This is a genomic window from Nostoc sp., from assembly GCF_036917655.1.
Taxonomy (GTDB): Bacteria; Cyanobacteriota; Cyanobacteriia; order Cyanobacteriales; family Nostocaceae; genus Nostoc.
Genome location: NZ_JBALCY010000003.1, coordinates 76391 through 98183 on the forward strand (window position 1 = coordinate 76391; position 21793 = coordinate 98183).

10 protein-coding genes and 1 pseudogene are annotated in these 21793 nt (G+C 41.2%); 7 read left to right on the forward strand and 4 right to left on the reverse strand.

Translation table 11 applies throughout. The features are described from left to right. Window positions 1–82 precede the first annotated feature (82 nt). The 4 genes and pseudogenes from V7K30_RS01875 to V7K30_RS01890 all read right to left on the reverse strand — a co-directional run bounded on the left by V7K30_RS01875 (window position 83) and on the right by V7K30_RS01890 (window position 13140). A complete protein-coding gene (locus V7K30_RS01875) occupies window positions 83–4843 on the reverse strand; it encodes a PfaB family protein (RefSeq protein ID WP_334996556.1) in 4761 nt (1586 codons plus the stop codon). Between the two features lie 195 nt (window positions 4844–5038). Then, window positions 5039–6766, reverse strand: a complete 1728-nt coding sequence (locus V7K30_RS01880) for an SDR family NAD(P)-dependent oxidoreductase (protein ID WP_334996558.1) — start codon at window positions 6764–6766, stop codon at window positions 5039–5041. A 325-nt stretch (window positions 6767–7091) separates the two neighbouring features. Continuing rightward, entirely contained in the window at window positions 7092–12527 is a 5436-nt protein-coding gene (locus V7K30_RS01885; RefSeq protein ID WP_334996560.1) for a beta-ketoacyl synthase N-terminal-like domain-containing protein, read from the reverse strand. A 319-nt stretch (window positions 12528–12846) separates the two neighbouring features. After that, window positions 12847–13140: pseudogene (locus tag V7K30_RS01890) on the reverse strand (hypothetical protein). Between the two features lie 913 nt (window positions 13141–14053). On the opposite strand from V7K30_RS01890, the gene V7K30_RS01895 reads away from it, so the two are divergent. From V7K30_RS01895 to V7K30_RS01925, 7 genes are all read left to right on the forward strand, one after another. Further along, a complete protein-coding gene (locus V7K30_RS01895) occupies window positions 14054–14200 on the forward strand; it encodes a hypothetical protein (RefSeq protein ID WP_334996562.1) in 147 nt (48 codons plus the stop codon). A 587-nt stretch (window positions 14201–14787) separates the two neighbouring features. Beyond that, the gene (locus V7K30_RS01900) at window positions 14788–15996 is read left to right on the forward strand and encodes an ABC exporter membrane fusion protein (protein WP_334996564.1); all 1209 of its coding nucleotides are present in this window, start codon (window positions 14788–14790) and stop codon (window positions 15994–15996) included. A gap of 95 nt (window positions 15997–16091) precedes the next feature. Continuing rightward, window positions 16092–17270, forward strand: a complete 1179-nt coding sequence (gene devC, locus V7K30_RS01905) for an ABC transporter permease DevC (RefSeq protein WP_334996566.1) — start codon at window positions 16092–16094, stop codon at window positions 17268–17270. A 210-nt stretch (window positions 17271–17480) separates the two neighbouring features. Further along, window positions 17481–18485, forward strand: coding sequence for an NAD-dependent epimerase/dehydratase family protein (locus tag V7K30_RS01910; protein ID WP_334996569.1), 1005 nt, complete (start codon window positions 17481–17483; stop codon window positions 18483–18485). A gap of 269 nt (window positions 18486–18754) precedes the next feature. After that, window positions 18755–19738: a glycosyltransferase family 2 protein gene (locus V7K30_RS01915; protein WP_334996571.1), complete on the forward strand. Its 984-nt coding sequence runs from the start codon at window positions 18755–18757 to the stop codon at window positions 19736–19738. Between the two features lie 78 nt (window positions 19739–19816). Further along, the gene (locus V7K30_RS01920; protein ID WP_334996573.1) at window positions 19817–20284 is read left to right on the forward strand and encodes a DUF2141 domain-containing protein; all 468 of its coding nucleotides are present in this window, start codon (window positions 19817–19819) and stop codon (window positions 20282–20284) included. Between the two features lie 123 nt (window positions 20285–20407). Beyond that, a complete protein-coding gene (locus V7K30_RS01925; protein WP_334996575.1) occupies window positions 20408–21694 on the forward strand; it encodes a glycosyltransferase in 1287 nt (428 codons plus the stop codon). The last annotated feature ends 99 nt before the right edge of the window (window positions 21695–21793 follow it).

Below are 21793 nucleotides of genomic sequence, written 5' to 3' on the forward strand. Positions count from 1 at the left end.
GTGGGGAAGAAATATTTTCCTTTTACCAGTTCACCTTTCCCCTTACCCAAGGTCATTGATGGTTGAAGTCTGTAGACTTATATCAAGATTCGTCGTTAAGCAAATTTTGGGCGCAAGTTAGTTGCAATTGAATGATTTCGCTCATTTGTTGACTGTAATCTTGTCTAGCTTGTAAAAAAGCTGTGTGCGCTTTAGTTATCTTTGAATTATTAGCATTGAGCTTTTGATACTGTGTCTTATTTAAATCGAACATGCTGATGATGCTACTAATTTTTTTAGTTCTGACGAGTGGGGAAGAAACAGGAATTGGCTGTTTAATTGCTCTTGACTCAGAAGATTGTAATTGTTCTCTCGGTTCAAAAACGTTATCAATGATATTTTTCGCTTTGACTTCTTCTGGCTGAGTAAGGGATGGCAAGATGTTAGGAGAGTAATTATCTTGTTGGGTTGTTTGGTTGAAAGTATTAAGAGAATCTGTGATTTCAGATTGCTGGATATTAGGTATATTTGGATGCTGTTTTTTGAAGCGTTCGCTTCTAATATCCCCAATCAAATTTTCAACAAGTTTGCGATTTTCGTCGCTCAAAATTGTAGCAGCGATCGCTTTCCCACCCAAGGTAACTGTTCTCAATGTTGCTTTATTTTGATTAGCGGTTTCTTGGGCTTTGCTGTACAACGGTGATAAATCCACGTTCACCTGATGACTGAGTAATTTTGCTAATGCTTTGACCATTGAAGCGTGATCATCCATCCCTCTACGATTCAGAGAAACTGTGAGATGTTCTTTGTTGCCGAGAATTTTATCAATCCATCGTGAACAAACACTACCAGCGCCTGCTTCTAAAAATATTCGCACACCATCGCCGTAGACACGGTTAACTAGTTGCGGAAAATCAAGTTCTTGGCACAATCCTTTGGCGATATTGTGCGCGATCGCTTCACTTTCAAGTGCGACTGGCTGATAATCGGCGGCAGAATAAAACACAATACCGGGAAGATTTTGGGATGGTAATGTGTTTACCTTCTTGATTTCCTCGTACTGCGATCGCATCGCTTCACAATGGATCACATGGTCGAAGGGAGCGGGGAAAGCGTTGCAACCTAAAGTTGTAATCACTCGCTTACAGGCTGCATCCTCACCAGCAATTAATACTTCTTCTGGTGTGTTAATTTGAGTTAAGTAGACGTGATTCTCTTGTTTCAGGCATTCTCTAACTTGAGATGGAGTAGCCATGAGAACATAAGTATTCCAAAAATTGTTGTTTGGTGAATCTGTTAATCCCCAATATTCACGCACAGCATTTTTAGGGCCAGATAACTTATCGCCAAATAAAGGTGATGAGTTTAAGGTATTACTTCCGCCCTCAAAATCACTCCAAACTCCTTGGGCAACCATCATGCTAGTTTCACCCAAACTATACCCAAAAACTGATTGTGGCTTGACTTGAAAATCATCTCGGAAAATTGCCGTCATGTATCTAGCAAAGGCGATTTCACTTTCAAACATTGCCAGCGAATCATCTAACAATTGCTTTTCGAGTGTTTCTAGTTGCCTGGTTGTCAATTTAGGTAAACTTCTGGGATAAACTAACTTTTCAACATCGGCAGCCCGGTTGTAGAGATTGTTACTTTTTAAGTCCTCGAAGACTTTCGGAAATAAACGGAAGACACTGCGACCAATGCCAATATAAGAATTGACTGCGGCGGGATAAACATAAGCAACTGCTCCAGTTTTACCCAATGGTTTTGCGGTGAAATAACTACCTAGTGGTGTTTGCCAATCTGTGCCGTTTTCAAAAGCATTATTTACACCTTTGCGAGCAGATTCAATTTCTTTTAGTAAATCTTTTGTGTTACGTCCTGTGATTGATAAGACGTATTTTGCATTAGAATGCTGTTCAAAGGTAGCGAATGTCTCGCTGGCTGTAGCTGATAAACAAGAACTAGCTTCAATGGATTTTTGGAGATGGTTAAGTAAATCTGGTATGGTGGAGCGATCGCTAACTGCAATTGGGAACAGATGAAAAGGCATTTGTTGCAAATATCTGTTGTCGCGCTCCTCTTGGCTGGGTTCTTCCGATAAGATTAAATGGGCGTAACTGCCATCTATACCCATGCTATTAATTGCTGCTACTCTGCGTGTGCCGCCTTTATCGACAAACCAAGGTCTTGATTCCATTGCCACATAGAAGGGGCTACCTGACCATACTTGCGGTGTTTTGACACCAGACCATTTGGGTGTGGCGGGAATATACCTGTAATAAAGACAGAGAGCGGTTTTGATTAAGCTAGCAATTCCCGATGCTGTATAGGTGTGGCCGATATTGGCTTTGACGCTGCCCAATGCACAATGCAGACCATTGCCCACTTTCGGATAAGCTTGCAGTAAACCTGTGATTTCGGCTTCATCCTGCTGGGAAATGCCACTACCAAAGACTTCCACATAGTTTACATCTGTGGGTTGAATATCTGCCATCTGGAAAGCTTGTTTGCAGACATCACTGATAGCTGAAGCATCAGGTTTTACCAGAGCATTACTCAAAGTAGAATTACCTTGTGCGAAACTCATGGCATCAATTACTGCATAGATGCGTTCATTGTCTTCCTTAGCAGCTTCGTAGCGCTTGAGGACAACAGCACCAGCACCTTCACCAACCGTCCAGCCATTAGCTTGTTGGTCATAACCCAACGTATTGACACCCGTGTTAATTGGTGCAAATTGGCTGCGGAACAAGACATTTTCCACACCACCTGCCAAATCTACTGCACCGACAACGACTGCATCAACTTCTCCCGTAGCGAGTAGCATTTGTGCAACTTCCAACGCTTTGAGGGCAGAATTTTCGCCAGCACTGATGGTGAATGCCGGTCCACTGAAATTCCATAAAGCAGAAATTCGACTCGCCATGATATTGGCGATGTGACTGACATATTCGCCGATTTCTACTGGTTGGTGAATGCTATCTTTAACAATGGTTTCCAGTTGGGAAAGGTGTTCAGCAGGTAGAGAAATTCCTTGGTTGAGTAAGCCGTCCTTAACTTGCCAAGATAAATTCCATCTTTGTTGTAGCTGATGCACAGAAAATTCTGTCTCAGCAGCGACAATCACTGCGACATTGCCGCCCTCCTGTAGTTTCGCATCTTTGACGGCGCGATCGCTAACCTTTAGCAGTAATAATTGTTGTGGGTTTAACTTTTCGATTTCATTCGGTGGGATTTTGCACGATAAAGTATCGATTTCAAAATCTTTGATATATGCCCCAACTGGCGCTTTTCCATCTGCTAAACCGTACTCTTTCAGGACATTTTCTTGATTTTCTATCCCATGCCATCTTTGAGGCGGTAGGGAAGTAAAATGTTGTGTGCCATCATAAATGCTGCGTTCAAAAGCATCCAAACCATTGCAGTTACCAAAAAAGGCATCCATGCCGACAATGGCGACTTTTACAGGTGGAACAGGTGAACTTGATTCAACTGGTTGTGTTGTATTTCCTTGTTCTAAAATCAGATGAGAATTAGTACCACCAAAACCAAAAGCGCTAATAGCTGCCCGTTTAATTGGTGCATTATTATTCGGCCATGCTGTAGCTGTTCTAACAATTTTATCGGCGGAAATTGTACCTTTTTCTGATGTTAAAGGTTCCGAAACATTCATGGTTGGTGGAATTACACCATGCGACATACTCAAAATAACCTTAGTCAAGCCAACCATGCCAGCAGCAGTTAGCAAGTGACCAGTATTTGCCTTAGCAGAACCTACCAGAGGCGCAGCTTGGTTTTGACCAAAGAATGTTTCTATGGAGTTGAATTCGGTTGTATCTCCTAGGAATGTGCCGGTAGCGTGACACTCTAGATAATCGATGCTTTTGGGGCTAAAGTTTGCCTCATTATAGGCTCGTTCAAAAGCTAAAACTTGTCCTTTAGTATTAGGACTTAATAAATGTTTACCTTTGCCATCATTAGAGAGTCCATTACCGCAGATAGTGGCGAGAATATTATCACTATCTCTAACGGCATCAGAATATCTCTTCAACATCACCATTCCAACACCATCGGCGGGAATTAGCCCTCTAGAGGATTTATCTAAGGGGCGGCTGATGCCGTTTTCTGCATACCCTTGAACACCGGAAAATAACATCCGCACGAACAGGGAATCTGCACAACTGATGGCTCCAGCTAACATGACATCAGCTTTGTGTGACCATAAGTAATGAGATGCTAGTTTAATAGCATAAAATGATGACGAACAAGCAGCATCCAGACATAAATTAATCTGGGAAAGGGAGAAGGCTTGAGCAATGATAGATGCTGGTAAGCCAGATATCATCGCATTGTATAAAGACGCTTTAGTTGCAGTTGGGAGAGCAGCTAAATCAAAGTCTTCATATTGCAAAAGTTCTCTAACAGCAGGTGCGATCGCTTGCTGGTAAATTGGAGAGAATAGTTGATTAGATAATTTTGTCGGTAATGACAAATTACCTAAAATTAAGCCGCATTTTGCAAGAACACTTTGATTACCCCAATAACCACTTTGTACAATTGCTTGTTTGGCGGCATACAATGACCATTTGAAGGTGTTATCTAAACCAGCAACAAATTCTGATGGTAGATTGTATTCAGATGGATTAAATTGGAAGTTGCGGATGTAACCGCCTTTGAGGGAATAAGTTTTGTCTGGTGTACCTTTGACTGGATTGTGAAAGATTGTCGGTTCTACTCCGATTTCTTCGACGGTTGCAGAGGATGTCGAATCTTTTTGAGCAATAATATTTTGCCAGTATTCTTCAGGGTTTTTAGCATCGGGGAATAGGCATGATAATGCGATGATGGCTATTTTTTCCACTGCTGATATGCTCCGAGTTTGGGTATTTAGCAAGAGATAATTAAAAGGCAGGATTTACGCTGTTCCCCAAACTTTAAAGAGGCAAGTTATAGCAATCCTAAGATTAAGCTAGCTTTGATAGTTTGTAGTAAGGACTTTAGTGCTTATATAAGAAGGACTAAAGTCCTTACTACGAACTTTCAAGTTGACTGATTACTAGCTTCTGAGCATTTTCATTGACCAAATAATGGCGTGGGCACCGAGCATTCGTGAGTATATTTTTCCTTGGCGATCGTGTATGATGAAGTTAGCGATCGCACTACTTGGTGTCTTAGCTAGTACTTCACAAGAAACGTAAAATGTTTCGTTATGCGGTATTGCTTCAAATTGTTCAAACTTTTCTACTTTTCCAGGTAAACAACCTTCTTGATGAAAGTGTTGTGTCCAAATCCATAACCCGTGCATACTCAAGTCTGTTGTATAAGGATTTACCCATTGGACTGGGAATTGTCCTTGTTGTTCTGCGCTGAGTTCTGGCCAAAGACATTCTGTGGTGATTTTTTCGGGACTGACGTTTAAAACTCTCTTAATTTCTTGAAATCCCGGGCCATGAAATAATGTAGCCGCACCATTTTGGTAAAAAGCTTTTCCGGTAGCGGTGATGATGTTATCTTGTTCAAGATTGAGAGATTCATAGATGGGCGCAGATGGGATTTCTCGCTGGAAATTGAGTTGAGCGCTAAAATGAAAATGGATTCTCCCTTCTGGGTTTTTACTCGAAATTTTGGCTTTAAGTTCGATTCTTTCAAAGTTAACTTTGGAAACTTCTTCTATTTCTAAAATATGTTCCTTAGCTAATGTTTCATTGAAAGTAATCCCTTTTAAAACTTTGAAATCTTTGTAATTAAACAATCTGTAACCTGGATATAATTGTTCACAGGCATTGATAATCCAGTTCATTGCACAAGTTGCTGGTAAAACTGGAGAACCAGCAATAGTATGATCGTGTAAAAATGGATTAGCCTCCAATGTCATTTGGCGACGGATACGATAGGTTCGTAGTTCTGAATCTAACTCCGCCGCCATTGGAACTAGTGGACTACCAATAACAACTTGTGCAGTTGCATGATTGGCATTATCCATTTCTTTAACGAGCATTTGTGCGCCGACTGCAATGGGAATTATTTCAATTTTTCGCTCTAGAAAAACTTTCTTTAATTCTGCTGTTACCATCCCACTATCCCAAGCGCCCCAGTTGATAGCGACTACATGACATGAGGGATATTGTTGCTTGAAAATATGGGCTGATTTGTTTAGAATTTCATTTGCGATCGCATAATCAGATTGTCCGGCATTTCCGTAAAATCCTGTTACTGAAGAAAACAAAACTAAATGCTGAAGTTGATTAGGATTAACGCAAGCCAACAGGTTTTCTAAACCTTGAACTTTGGCGGTGTAAACTTTTTCAAAATCTTGTTCTGTTTTCTTTTCAATTAACTTATCAGCCAAGTTTCCCGCGCCGTGGATGATTCCGGTAATTGGGCCGAGATGTTGCACAGCATTGGCAAGTTTTTCTTGTAAAGCTGGCGTATCAGTGACATCGACGCTGATATATTCGGCTTTAGCTCCGGTTTTTTCAATTGCGGCTAGAGTCTTTTTAATTTCGCGGCTGGAGGTAATTTTGTTATATATCTTTTGCACATTCATGGGTGTGGGCTTCTCTCCTTGAGAAAGAAGATTTTCCATGATGCCTTTTTTCAATGCGGAGTCATCAGAATTTTGAGCAAAATCTGGCTCAGTTTCTAAAATTTCCGAGCGACCGAGGAGGATGAATTTGCAGGGTTGCTGTTGGGCTAATCTGATAGTACACTCAGCCGTAATCCCTTTTGCACCGCCGCTCACGACAAAGACTGATGATGGACTAAGCTGGGCTGTTTGTGTCATAAATCCTTGTGAATACTTGCATTATTTGGGTTTTGATGTGCAACTTATTCTTGAAACCCCGCTTCCATTCCTCTCTCCAACAGGGCTACGGTGTACACACAAGTCTGAAGTAGCTGATTAACCAGGGTTTTACCCCACCCTAACCCTCCCCTTGTAAAGGGGAGGGAACTAGATTTCCTGTTTCCCCCCCTTGGTAAGGGGGGATTGAGGGGGGTAATTCGACTTGTGTGTACACCGAGGCTTTGATTCTTACTCCCGAACGCTAGTAGGGAAGGGGTTGGGGGTTAGGTTTGAGAGAAAGTTGCACACAGCGTTAATCTACTTTTTAATCAGCGATAATGGTGACTCGTCTTTGTGAGCCGTAGCCAACTTCACTAATATGAAGGTTGGGGTCGTGAAGCTCGGCAATGATGTTTTGTACTGACTGTTTTGCATCAAGTCTGGGACTTAGGTCGATCGCACGAGTAAACACCTTTGGCCATTCCCATCTCAGAGTCTTAGTTAATCCGAACAAGCCAGCGCCGATCGCACCGAAGTTGACTTTGTACTCTAAACCGAAGGCTCCATCAAGGTGAGCAACTGTGCAGAAACAACTACGTCCATGACGTGCGGCTTCATTTAGAGAGGGTTTGAGGTGTTTCGCCATCAAAAATACGTGCTTGACGATCGCCTTTTCTGATTCGTTATAGGCAATACTTCCGGTATGATTTCCTACAAACATCGGATGGAGATGGATGAAAGCCCCAATCGCTCCGCAGTGAGATGCGATCGCTTGCAATTGTTGTTGAAGATGTTCTTCACTCAAGTTTGCTAAGGTGACGCGGGTTACTCCTGTAGGTAATGGCGCTTGTTGGGCGATCAGCGATTGGGGGAAGCTGATAACTACTACTTTCCAGCCTTTCTCGATTAGGGATTCAGCTAATTTATAAGTGGTGAGGGAACCATCATCAGTGATTAAACCGATGTGTCCCTCTGGTAACGTGAAATCCAAGTAATCGGGCTGTGGTAGGCTTCTGAGTTTGACGGGATGGCGCTGGATATTATGCTCTAATTCAGGCGATCGCTGTTGGACAAACTCAGGCTCAGACTTTTTTTTTTCACCTCCAGCCAACTGCTGTAGGTAATCGACTATTTGACCGATGGTGCGGAGATCGCCGAGTTCTTCAATGTTTGGCTTGGGTAAGTTGGGGTACATTTCTTGCATCGCCCCTAAGATTTCTACCCGTTTAATCGAGTCAATCCCCAAGTCGGCTTCCATATCCATGTCCAGTTCCAGCATCTCGACTGGGTAGCCCGTCTTATCGCTGGTAATGGCTAACAGGGTTTCACCTAAGTTTGCAAATTCATCACTTGTAGCGGGTTCTGGTTCTGGGGTGAATGCAACAACTACGCTTACTTCCGGTGCAATGACTACCTCAACTACGGGTGCAGTCTCTACTAGAATCTCGGTTGGTTGTTGTACTTCGTGAATTGCAATTTCTACAGAAACACTTTTGGAAGCGTGGGATTGCAGATACTCTACAACTTGACCGATGGTGCGTTTTTCTGCGAGTTCTTCTAAATTGGGCTTCGGTAGGTTGGGGTACATTTCCTGTAGCGCCCCTAAGATTTCCACCCGTTTGATAGAGTCAATTCCTAAATCCGCCTCCATGTCCATGTCCATTTCCAGCATCTCGACTGGGTAGCCCGTCTTGTCGCTGGTGATGGCTAACAGGTTTTTATCCAAGTCAACAATATCGATGGTTGCGCCAGATACAGGTGCAGCAGTTGTGGGTGCTGCTTCTGGGGTGAATGCAACAACTTCGTTGACTGGAGGTGAGCTAATTTTGACTACAACCTCAGCTTGGGGTTCTACAACTGGGACAGGTGGCGCGACTACAGGCTCTACTGTCTCGACAGTGGCGAAGTGCGGAGTGGGAAGTAGAGACGCGATTGATCGCGTCTCTGAGGATACAGGAGTTTCAATTACAGGCTCTACCACGTGGGGAGCGGGCGGGAGAGGTGCTTGAGTAACATTTAAGCCATTTTTAGCTACAGGCTCAGTTACAGGCAAAGGCTGGCTTTCTACTAGCTTGGTAGTAGGAGCTACGGGTGCATCAGTAACAGTTGTTTCTGTGGTGAACGGAGTGAAATTGCTTAGTTTCTCTGTTAGTTGGGTTGCTCCCTCACCTGAGATGATTTGAGAATACTCTTGCTGTATGAGTTGGAAAAAGTTTTTGGTATATTCCAGCTGCTCTTGGAGATATTGCTCATGGATGCGTAGGGTTTCACCTTGTTGGGAATGAAACTGCATCATGCTGCGCTCTAAGCTTTCCATCACAACTAGCTTCATTTTGGCAGTTTCGGCTGTTGATTTACTTTCACTCAACAAAGAATTCTGCTGTTGCATCAGTTGGAAAAACGCTTTGGCGTATTCCATTTGATGGTTGAGATAAGTACCGTGAACTTGTAAATTCTCGGCTTGATTTTCCTGAAACTGTGTCAACAGATATTCTAAACTTGCTAAAAGTTGTTCGTAATTTGTCAGCTTTTCTGGCGTTGGTTGCATCTTAGATTCCTGGGCTGGTTGTGAAAAGGTCACAGGATTCATTTGTTGCTCTGTTTGGGTGATGATATTAGCAGTCACACTGTTAGCGATCGCAGGTGTTTTTTTATGTCCGTTAGTCTCGATCACCGCCAGAGGTGGAGTTACACCTGGGCTGCTAAATAAAGGAGCCGCTTCAGAAGATTCGGGGCTGGGTAATGTGACTTTATGCCCATCCTGCAAAGCTAAAGCAAAGGCATTTTTCGTTTTTTCGGATCTGTAGTTGATGCCGTTTAAACGGACATTTAATGTCTTCTTCGTCTCAATTGGCGGTATAGTTTGGGGAAGTTGGTAAGGATCGAGGTTAGTCAAGGCCAGACCAATTACCCGCAACTGCACAACTGCTTCCCGCAAAGAGCGATCGCTATTCTTTTGAGTGCTGGGGTTCAAAGATACGGTAATATGGGGGCGATCGCCAAGGATATCTTTTACCAAATTGGTGAGAATTCTCCTTGGGCCAAATTCCACGAAGCAAGTACCACCGGCTGCATAGATATTTTCAATTTCCTGTTTAAACAGCACTGAGTTGGAAAGGTGCGTTTCCAGGATTTTTTGAATCCCTTGGGGTTCATTGGGATACTGCTTACTGGTGACGTTGCTGTAAACAGGGATTTTGGGACTTTGGAACTTGACTGACTTAGTAGCGATCGCAAAGGATTTTTGAGCAAAGGCGATTAGCGGTGTATGGAACGCTGCTGAAACAGGTAACAATACAGCTGTATATCCTTTCTCGTGTAAAGCCTCTCTAACTCTGGCGATTTCTGCGGTGGGGCCAGCCAAGACAAATTGAGTCGGAGAATTTTGATTAGCGATCGCAACTTGGGGAAAATGCTTCAGCACTGCTTCCACTTTGCTGATGTCTTCTTTGACAGCCAGCATACTACCCGCATCATGATCCGGGTCTTCGGGTGCAGCCATTGCTTGACCCCTAGCTTTCACTAAGAACAAGTAATCTTCCGTACTCAAAACCCCCGCAGCCCATAGCGCTGTTAGTTCACCAAAGCTGTGACCGGCAACAAAATCTGACTTGAACCCAGCTTGTTGGAGTATGCTGTACATCCCTGCACTCAACACCCCGATGGCTGGTTGAGCGTATTCTGTGCGTTGTAAGGCAGCAATTTGAACATTTTTTTCTGCTTCCTCAAACACCGGATGAGGAAAAACAATCTCTGACAACGGCTGTAAATTATCTTTAATTAACAGACTATCCATATAGCCATGAAGACGCCGCATCAAAGGAAAATTCATCACCAGTTCGCGCCCCATCTCCAAGTATTGCGAACCTTGACCAGAAAATAGAGCAACAACTTTTCCACCCAACTCCATACCAGAGGCGCGGTAATAAATCCCTTGGGGATGCTCCCAAGATGCTGCTGTTCCTTTGTTTTTCAGCCAGTCAATGCTAGTTTGCAACAACTTGCAAGCGTCTTCGAGATTCTCAGCTACAAACCCAAATCTGGCAGCAGAGAGGGGAATCTGTGGCGATTTGCATTCCTTGACTAATTCTGCATAGTGTGTTTTTCCTTCAGGCGATCGCAACTTACCTAAAATCTGTTCAGATTTGCTCAACAATTGGTCTACTGTGGGAGCAAATAACAGCACTTCACTAGCATCACTATGTAAGCGGTAGGCGTGGTTTTGATCAGCTTCATATTCTTCCAAAACGACGTGATAGTTGGTGCCGCCAAAGCCAAAAGAACTCACACCCGCACGTCTTGGTGCTTCCCCTTCTGCCCGAATCCAAGGTCTGGTTTCGGTATTCAAATAAAAGGATGAATTTTTAATGTTGAGTTTAGGGTTTGGCTCGGTGATATTAATTGTCGCCGGTAATACTTTGTGATGTAAAGCCAAAGCAGTTTTAATCAAACTTGCCGCACCCGCAGCCGCTTTTGTGTGTCCAATTTGTGATTTTACACTACCCAAAGCGATGTGCTGCTTTTTAGAATCATGCACATCAAAGAAGTCTTTTAAAGAGCCGAATTCTGTGGGATCTCCAGCCATTGTGCCGGTGCCATGTGCTTCCATCAAACCAACAGTAGCGGGAGAGAAGCCAGCATCTTCATAAGCACGTTCTAAGGCTTTAACTTGACCTTCTTTACGAGGAGCATAAATGCTCTTGTAACGCCCATCGCTGGAGGTGCCAATTCCTTTGATTACAGCATATATTTTATCCTTGTCACGTTCAGCATCTTCTAGCCGTTTGAGGACAATCATCCCGATACCTTCACCCAACATCATCCCATCAGATTTAGCATCGAAAGGTTTGACATTTTCACTAGGAGAAACCGCCGGTGTTTTGCTAAAGGATATGTAAGCCATGATGGTGTTATCGGTATCAACACCACCAGTTAGCATCATGTCAGAACGATGCTCAACTAGCTCACTAATTGCCATTTTTAAAGCACCGAAAGAACTAGCGCAAGCAGCATCAACTACGCAATTCATCCCGCCAAAATTTAGACGATTGGCAATTCTACCCGCGACTACGTTAGCTAACATTCCAGGGAAAGCGTTCTCATCCCATTTCACATAAGCACTTTTGATTTTATCAACGATTTTTTTGGTATCCTCATCAGATAAACCACTGCTTTTGAGTACTTTTTCCCAAATCGGATATTCCAACCTCGCAGAAAGTGGCATTCCTAATTGCTTGGCCATCGCCACGCCTAAGATTACGCCAACAGTCTCGCGGCTAAACTCACGTTTTTCGCCATAACCTGCATCTTCCATCGCCTCTTTCGCAACCACTAAACTTAATAGTTGCGATACATCTGTGACTTCCAAAATGCTGGGTGGGATACCGAATTCCATCGGGTTAAAATCTACCTCTGGAAGAAATCCACCTCTTTTACAGTAGGTTTTATCTTCAGTAGTTCTCGGATTAGGATCGTAATAATCTTCCACACTCCAGTGAGTGGAGGGAACATCAGTAATACAGTCAATTTTGTTTACTATATTTTGCCAGTATTCCCGCAAGTTTCTAGCTTTTGGCAATAGAGAAGCCATCCCAACAATGGCGATAGGATTGTGTTGTAATTGTCTATTAATTCTGTGGATTGACACTGATTTATCTGACCTCATGTTTTTTTCCTCTATAGACCTCATCACAGCCTTTTCACAGTTATTGACAAGGCTTTCTAACTCCGCTAAGGCAGTATCAATTGAATAAGCAGACATAGAGCATAGTTAGTACTGTGGATTCTGTAGCTACAGTAATTTCTGTTGCCGACTAATTAATGAAAAACTCTCTTTTTGTCAGCACCTAGCTATCCTATCTGCGCTAAATGCTTGTCTCCAAATCGACACCACACGATACATACTGCCAGGGTAAAACCTTATGTTTCCAGGTGACTTTGGCACACTGCGATCGCGAAAAAATGTTATCCAACGCTAGACTCTTTAAATTGTGGCAATAGGTCAACCAATTTTGGATTTTAGATTTGCAATTTTAGATTTGCATTAGTGAGTAATCAAGCGTCTTTTAGATTTGTTCCACTCACAATGAGTGGAGCATGAAGCAAAAAATCCAAAATCCAAAATTGGCACGGTCAATAACGTTGTTAAAACTGGTAAAATAGTCTTGGAGTGTAATAGCTGCTTGACCAGTGAATTTAATCCATTTGCAATGGTAGAGATTTTGAGCAATAGTATCCTACTGGAGCGATGGAAACTTAGGAGTAGCTAAGGGAACAGAAATGTTTTTTTCACCCGAAACTGTTTGATGATCTAGCCTAACCACAGCAACATAGCTGTTGTTAATGACAACGTTCTGTATCTTGAGCAATGTCATAGCCAGTTTCAACGTCCGGGATAATATATTTTATGCTATTTGAACCACGAAAGTTGACAAGTTCGTTACACAAAAGACACCACCTTTAATCCGAATTTATGCAAGTTGAAAAAGTAATTAAACGATCAGTAGGTGATGGTAAAGCAGTTATGTTTAGTTATTTTTAATTTCAAAATTTCAATTAAATAACTAGTTTCTATAACCACTTTAAAGCATGGAATTAATAAAAACACTAACATACTTTACAGAAACTAAATCATTCCTTTAAACTTATTTTATAAATAACTCTCCACTATTACTGATGTGAATTTTGAATAAAACTCAGCATAAATGTATAATTTATAACTATATAAATGTATGAGATATTATGTTATCTACGGGTTAGCCAGAAATTTGCGCTGGATTAAGTAACAATGCAAATCTGTTGTCTAGTAAGTAACAATTCAGCTAATACATAGATAGATTGAATAACCATAAGTATGTTTTCTCAGATAAACATGATAATTAAGTCAAAGTTTTTGGTTATTTTTCAATATAATTCAAGTTAAGAAGCAAAGCGGTTATTTATAAAGCAAATGTTAATTTTTAGTATGTTGCTTGATAAACATAATCATGATTGCATCAGTTAAAAGGGCGGTTACAAACCGCAGCTACACAGGTAAAAGCCACCGATATGGGATAAATAAGGGGATTTTGCCCCTTGTCGTTACCCACATTTTTGTAACAGTCAAAGTGTCGCGCTGACTAACATCCCGCCCAGAACTTAAGTTCTGCGGCTCAGAGCTACCATCCACTCAAGTGGACTGAAATTTTCTCTTTCATCAAGGATAGCCATGTACATCGCTTCAAATTTTGTATTTAGTCCTCTTGAGAGGACTTTAGCTATTAGCCTTGGAATTTATTCCAAGGCGGGATGGCAACGAAGCAGAAGATTTATAAGGATGTTAGTGGGCAAAATCCCTTGTTAAAGGTAAACAAACTTCCGCCACAGTGGACTCGTGTATTTTTAGATGTGCGTTGTCGTAACCCACCAAAGGTATCGCTTCATGCCTTTAATTAGTAGTATCAAAACCAATAATAATGTCTTATACTACACAACCTTGCTAATAATAATCTGTTAGTAATATCAAATCTGCTTAACAATTAACCATCTATTGGTATTCAATTGGCAGATCAGGGATTAGTAATGAATAAATTTCTTCAGTCTCTAATCTGACTGTGATGAAATATTATAGTGAGAGAATCAGGACTTAGGCAAAGTCAATTAGTTGACAAAAATCCATTTTTACGCCATACTTAATGACAAGTTTATCCAAGTTTTTAGTTCCTTTTTATTAGCGCTTCGTTGTTCTTGAGAGTTAAGTTTTCTGGTTAGCACTATTGTATTTTACGCTACTGGATTAGATGTGAAATTAGGATATAACTTAGGAAGCTTTGAAGTAACACGCCATTAATTTTCACGCCACAATAGTGAGTTTGGGCGGCAAAAGCGTACAACAATTCATATAAAACCAATTTAGACCCATCCACTTTATTAAGGTAGAAATCCTAGAGGAAAAGCCCTCTCGGTAATTTGCGGATGAGTCTATATCTAATCGACTAAATATAACCAGGCTATCCCCTAGAAAACATAATTGGAATGAAAATATGGCAGTAAATAAAGAAAGCCGATTATTCACAAAACCCGTAGGGCGATCGCAAGTAATTTTAGCAGCTTCTCTGACTTTAGCAGCCGGATTAATCGCTTTCTATAGTTTGGCACCGTTTTGGTCTAAAGCTAAAGTTCAGACAGCGCCAGCGAATCCTCCAAAAGCTGCCACGCCTACGAAACTTGCTGTGACTGCTTTGGGACGTTTGGAGCCAGAAGGCGAAGTTACTACTTTGACTGCTCCCACTTCTAATAATGGGGTGCGAGTAGAAAGACTGTTGGTGAAAGAAGGAGATGCGATTAAGGCAGGGCAATTATTGGCCTATCTAGAAAATTATGGTCGTTCTAGAACCGCATTACAACAGGCTTTAGACCAACTGCAAGTTGCTAAAGCTAAATTAGCGCAGGTGAAATCTGGAGCTAAAACCGGAGATGTCGATGCTCAAAAGGCTGCGATCGCGCGTTTAGAGCCACAATATAAAGGAGACGTTGCCACACAACAGGCGACAATCGCCCGTATCCAGGCGGAAGTAGACAATGCTCAAGCCGAGAACGATCGCTATCAGCAATTATATAAACAAGGTGCGATCGCGGCTTCCATAGCAGATACCAAAGCTTTGCAACTCAAGACTACACAACAGCAGCTAACAGAAGCTCAAGCCACTCTCAAGCGGACTCAAGACACATTCCAAGAACAACGCAAGCAAGCACAAGCACAACTCACGAGTATTAGCGAAGTGCGTAGTGTAGATGTTCAGGTGGCACAAACCGAAGTCAACAGTGCAACAACTTCTGTTCAACAAGCAAAAGCCGACTTGGATTTAAGTTACATCAAATCTCCCATAGATGGCAAAATATTAAAAATTCACGCCAAAACCGGAGAAGTCATCAGCACCAACAAAGGATTTGCTGACATAGGTAAGACATCTCAAATGTATGTGATTGCAGAGGTGTATCAAACCGATGTTCAAAAAGTGCGTCTAGGACAAAAAGCCACAATTACCAGCACTGCATTTACTGGAACATTACAGGGAACTGTGAAAGAGATTGGTTGGCAAGTTGACAAGCAAGGCATCTTCAGCCTCAACCCTGGTTCAGATACAGACCGCAGAATAGTTGAAGTGAAAATCTCTATCAATAATCCCGCAGATAGTAAGCGGGTAGCTCGTTTAACTAACTTACAAGTGGATGTCGCCATTCATATTTAGTCATAGGGCATTGGGCATTGGGCATTGGTCATTTACAAATAACAAATAACAAATGACAACTGATAAATGACAAATGACAAATAACAAATAAATCCATGATTTTCAAAATTCCTTTAGCATGGCTACAGCTAGCCCAGCAAAAAGTTCGTTTACTAGTAGCTGTAGCCGGGATTGGTTTTATTGTGCTGCTAATGTTTGTGCAACTTGGTTTTCAAGATGCTCTCTATTCCAGTGCAACCGCAGTCCATCAGAATCTCAAAGGAGATTTGTTTTTAGTTAGTTCGCAATATAAATCTTTGACCTCAAATCAAAGCTTTTCTCGGACTCGTTTATACCAATCTCTAGGATTTGATGGCGTAGAGTCAGTTAGCCCGATGTATTTGCAATTTGCCAAACTAAAAAATCCAGCAACTAGTGAGAAATATTCAATATATGTGATTGGTTTCGATCCAGGCAGACCTGTGATGAACATCCCAGAAGTTGAGAAAAATTTAGATAAACTGAAAATTCCCGATGTTGTGCTTTTTGACCGGGGTTCTCGTCCAGAATTTGGCCCAATAGCTGAAAAATTTAATGCGGGAGATACTACACAGACAGTTGAAATATTTCCCTTTAATTCATTAATTGGCTATAGAGTGAGAGTTGGTGGTTTATTCAGCTTGGGACCTTCCTTTGGTGTAGATGGCAACTTAATTGTTAGTGACTCAACTTTCTTGAGGATAAATCCCAATAGTCGTCCGGCAGATATGATCGATATCGGTTTGATTTCCCTCAAACCTGGTACTAATGCAGAAACAGTACTGAAGAATTTGCAAGCAAGTTTGCCTAATGATGTCCAAGTTTTTACACGCCAAGGCTTTATTGATTTTGAAAAAAAATATTGGGCAGTCAGAACACCAATTGGTTTTATACTTAACTTGATGTTGACAATGGCTGCGGTTGTTGGTGTAGTTATTGTTTATCAAATTCTTTACAGCAATATTGCTACACAGTTCGTTGCTTACGCCACTTTAAAAGCCATAGGTTATGCCAATAGATATTTATTAAATGTGGTATTTCAGCAAGCTTTAATTCTGGCAATTTTAGGTTATATTCCCGGATTGATTGGTTCTGTGTTGTTATATAGTTTTGCAGCAGAAGCAACTAAATTACCAATAGTTATGACCATTAATAATGCATTGATAATCTTAACTTCAACAGTATTAATGTGTATAACATCAGGTGCACTTGCTATCAACAAACTCCGATCCGCAGATCCAGGAGATATTTTCTAACTGATTCTTAACAGCGAAATAATCAAATTATTTTGCCTTGATCTAGACTCCAAACTAAGTATCAGTACAGCCTCTCCACAGAAAATTTGCTCCTTATACCAATTTTAGATAAAAGACTTAAAAGTCTTTATAAAAATTCCAATTTTATAGAACTTTGAAGTCTTTTATCTAACAACTCAAATTCACCTATTTAACAATAGCTTCGACTTTATGAACCTCAAAAACAAAACTCTCCTAATTACTGGGATTGATGAACTTGTCGGTTTGCGTACAGCCGAGTTAGCCATAGCGCAAGGAATGAAGGTTCGTGGACTGCAAAGTTCTACAGAACAGAACAAACAATTACAGAATTTAGGTGTTGAGGTAATTATTGGTAGTATCACCGATCCTACCACTGCCCAAAAGGCTTGTCAGGGAGTAGACATCGTTTTACATACATATCAAATTGCCCAAGAAGCTGGCGCAATTAACCATTTTCGTGATGTCAATGTTGGCGGTACTGTCAACATAGCTAAAGCCGCTAAACAGGCTGGTGTCAAAACATTCGTGCATTTATCCAGTGTGATGGTTTACGGTTTCAACTATCCTAATGGTGTTACAGAATCCGGGCCACTCTCTGGCGAAAATAATTCATACTGTCAAACGAAAATAGAAGCCGAAACAGCACTCTTAGAACTGAATAATCCCCCAGATTTTGGCATCATCGTTATTCGAGCCGGAGATGTTTATGGCCCAGGAAGTATTCCTTGGATAGTCAGACCAATTCTGATGATGCGTCAAAAATTATTTGCCTATGCCAATGATGGTAAAGGAGTGATCAATCATGTATATATAGATAACCTGATTGATGGCATCTTTCTAGCGATAGAAAAAGAAACCTACGGCGAAATATTTAATATCACCGATGGACAAGAAACTTCCTGGAAAGAGTATTTTTTGCGTTTAGCAGCAATGGAAGGTTTATCAGCACCCCTTTCATTACCGAAAGATGAAATCAAGTTGTTTTTAAAGCTACGTGTTCAAGGACAAAAACTTTTTCGTCAAAAAGTTGATATTTTACCAGAGTCTATAGATTTTATGACTCGTCCCTATGCTTGTTCCATTGCCAAAGCACAAAGCCTGTTAAATTATAAACCAACAATTGACCTAGAAGAAGGTATACAACGAACACATGAATGGCTGCAAAAGACAGATATTCAAAGCTTGATCAAATAATCTTTTGGGAGTGGGGAGTGGGGAGTGGGGAGTGGGGAGTGGGGAGTGGGGAGTGGGGAGTGGGGAAATAGAAGAATTAGAATAGTAGGTTGGGTTGAGCGATAACGAAACCCAACAAAGCATTGATAATGTTGGGTTTCGTTCCTCAACCCAACCTACTAAATTCTAACTTCTGGATTCTAATTTATGAATTATTACGTTGCATCTGCCTAAAATTAGCTGCAATTAAGCATAAAATAATCCACCTATTTTCCAAAAACTTGTTTTCTATGAGTAGCAATCAGCCACGATTGAGCATCGGATTACCTGTATATAATGGTGAAAAATTTATCAAAGAAGCCATAGATTCACTCTTGGCTCAGACGTTTGAAGATTTTGAGATAATTATTTCAGATAATGCATCTACAGATAAAACTGAAGAAATTTGTAGAGCATACGCCGAGCAAGACCAACGTATCTGTTACTACCGCAATGAGAAGAATATTGGTTGCGCCCGTAACTTCGATCGCGTCTTTAAATTGTCTTCGAGTGAGTACTTTAAGTGGGCAGCTTATGATGATCTACATGCTCCAGATTTTATCAAAAAGTGTATTAAGGTGCTTGACCAAGACCCTACCATCATCTTGTGTCACTCCCAGACATATTTCATTGATGAACAGGGAAATTTTCTCCAAAACTACGATATAAAACTCAAGGCAGATGCACTAAAACCACAGCAGCGTTTCAACGAATTGCTGACCAAGCATTTATGTTATCAATGTTACGGGGTAATTCGCGCCAGTGCCTTGAGAAAGATACCGCCTATGGGTGGTTACGGTAATGCAGATGGAATTATCTTGTTAAGACTTGGTATTCTTGGTAGGTTTTATGAAATCCCTGAATACCTGTTTTTTGCTAGAAGCCATCCGCAACAATCAATGAGTATGTATTTCCCTAATTATTTGTTGTTTACTAACAACAGTAAAAAACCCTCATTGAGTATGCTGCCTGATTTTTATGCATATGCAGTATGGTTTGATTCAGCAAAGAAAGGAAAAATTTTATTGCCACATTGGAGAATATTCTGGGAGTATGTACTCTCCATATGGCATAGTCCCCTGAGTTTGTATGAGCGGCTGTGTTGTCATATAAGTCTATATCAGCAGTTAAAAGGGACACAATATCTTTTGCTGAAAGATTTGCTAAAAGTGCTGCAAGTACTTTGGAAAGGTTGGCATAGAGCATCAATGAAAAAACAGCAAATCACGCTTTGAACGAATCAGTTCAGAAATAAAAGCTGGCGAACGCAGCTTTTTATCAGCCCCAAAATCACCTATTCTGACTACAAAATTATGCTGAAACTCTCTCAAATTTGTCATGTTTTGCTTGCTACTTTAGTGAGCATCAGCTTTGCTAAAACAGTGAATGCAGAGCCAGCTGAAACACTAACTGTTGTAGTAAATGGAATACATCACCAAAAAGGTGAGATTTGCCTCAGAGTTTACGCAAGTGAACGAGGATTTCCGATGAGTAATTCTAATGGAGATCAAAGTGGCTGCGTTAAGATTACTGGAAGTTCTGTAAAAAAAGAATTTTCCGGTTTGAAGCCTGGAACTTATGCTGTCGCCGTGGTTGATGATCAGAATGGCGATCGCAAACTCAATAAAGACTTTTTCGGTATTCCCAAAGAAGGTTTTGGGATTTCCAAAAATCCAACTGTGTCCATACAAACAGGTACGCCAAAGTTTCGTGATGCCAGTTTTGTTGTAAACAAAAATACAACAGTCAACATCACCATGAAATATTCGCTTGATTCATAAAGGGACTGGGGAGTGGGTACTGGGTACTGCTTCTCTAGAAGATACTTCTGATTTCCAATCCCTAATCCCCAATCCCCAATCCCCAATCCCCAATCCCTAATCCTATCGGAGATTAAAAATTTAATGGAAGATTTAGCTATATTTCTGTCTAAGTCTTTGATGGGTTGGCTGGTTATTCAGGTGTGTTTAACGCTTGTTTTTATATGGTATCTGCGCTCATCTAAAAAAAACTTATTACCAGATGACCAGTTGCCCAAAACAGCAGTGATTCTTTGCCTACGCGGAGCCGATCCGTTTTTGCCTAGATGTTTGCGATCGCTCCTAAATCAGAATTATCCACAGTATGATTTAAAGTTGATCGTTGATAGTCACGAAGATCCCGCTTGGAAAATTGCCAGTGAAACCATCACAGAGCAAGAAGCGACCAATGTTCAAATCAGCCCTTTGAGAATAGTACGCAACAATTGTAGTCTCAAATGCAGTTCCTTAGTGCAAGCTGTCCGTGAGTTGGATGATTCTTACAAGGTGGTTGCCCTAGTAGATGCTGATACTATAGTCCATGTGAATTGGCTGCGAGAATTAGTCAGTCCTTTAGGGGATGCTAAAGTAGGGGCGACAACAGGTAATCGTTGGTATGTACCTACAGGTAAATATTGGGGATCTTTAGTGCGCTACGTCGGCAATGTATCCACAGTAGTGCAAATGTTTATCTTCCAGATTCCTTGGGGTGGGAGTTTGGCTGTGAAAACAGAAGTGCTTCGCCAAACAGAACTGCTAGATAAGTGGGGACAAGCTTTAGGCGAAGATTTTATGATGCACGACATCCTCAAAAAACATGGGTTCCAGGTAAAGTTTGTGCCTTCGCTACTAATAGTAAATCGTGAAGAGACTGATTTATCCAAGTTAATAGACTATCTCAAGCGCCTGATACTTTATTCTCGACTGTATCACCCGCGTTGGTTAGCTTTAGTTAGTGAAGCTGTTTCTAGCATTTTGTTTCCTACTTTAGTCATCATCTTAGTTCTAGAGTCGTTGTTAGAGGCAAAATGGGAAGCTGCGGCTCTCTTGTTAGGCTGCTATGGAGTCTATACTGTCGGATTACTCTTGATAATGCTCGTATTGGAATTAGAGATACAGCGAGTGGTTCGCTCTAATGACCAGGCGATGCCTATCGGCAAGCCGTTGCACGTCTACGCCAAATTATCAGCTGCTACAATCATCAAGATGTTGATTGCGATTCCGCTAACACAGTGGGTTTATGGGTTAGCGATGCTATCGTCATTGTGGATTTCAACAGTTACTTGGCGCGGTGTTTCCTATCGGGTTCAAGGGCCGTGGAATATCCGGCTAGTCGAATATCGCCCTTATCAATGGTTGGATCAGCCTATTGATAACAAGGTTTCTCTTTGAAGTGAATTGCTAGATATAAACTAGGGCATGAAAGTTATTACACTAAACATTCCCTAGTCTGAAAATTATATTATCTTATATTTAGTAAAACTATATTAG

Excerpts from the sequence above, each read along its gene's own strand:
- V7K30_RS01880 (WP_334996558.1), bottom strand. The coding sequence starts at position 6,766 with ATGACACAAACAGCCCAGCTTAGTCCATCATCAGTCTTTGTCGTGAGC.
- V7K30_RS01885 (WP_334996560.1), bottom strand. The coding sequence starts at position 12,527 with ATGTCTGCTTATTCAATTGATACTGCCTTAGCGGAGTTAGAAAGCCTT.
- V7K30_RS01895 (WP_334996562.1), top strand. The coding sequence starts at position 14,054 with ATGGCAACGAAGCAGAAGATTTATAAGGATGTTAGTGGGCAAAATCCC.
- V7K30_RS01900 (WP_334996564.1), top strand. The coding sequence starts at position 14,788 with ATGGCAGTAAATAAAGAAAGCCGATTATTCACAAAACCCGTAGGGCGA.
- devC (WP_334996566.1), top strand. The coding sequence starts at position 16,092 with ATGATTTTCAAAATTCCTTTAGCATGGCTACAGCTAGCCCAGCAAAAA.
- V7K30_RS01910 (WP_334996569.1), top strand. The coding sequence starts at position 17,481 with ATGAACCTCAAAAACAAAACTCTCCTAATTACTGGGATTGATGAACTT.
- V7K30_RS01915 (WP_334996571.1), top strand. The coding sequence starts at position 18,755 with ATGAGTAGCAATCAGCCACGATTGAGCATCGGATTACCTGTATATAAT.
- V7K30_RS01920 (WP_334996573.1), top strand. The coding sequence starts at position 19,817 with ATGCTGAAACTCTCTCAAATTTGTCATGTTTTGCTTGCTACTTTAGTG.
- V7K30_RS01925 (WP_334996575.1), top strand. The coding sequence starts at position 20,408 with ATGGAAGATTTAGCTATATTTCTGTCTAAGTCTTTGATGGGTTGGCTG.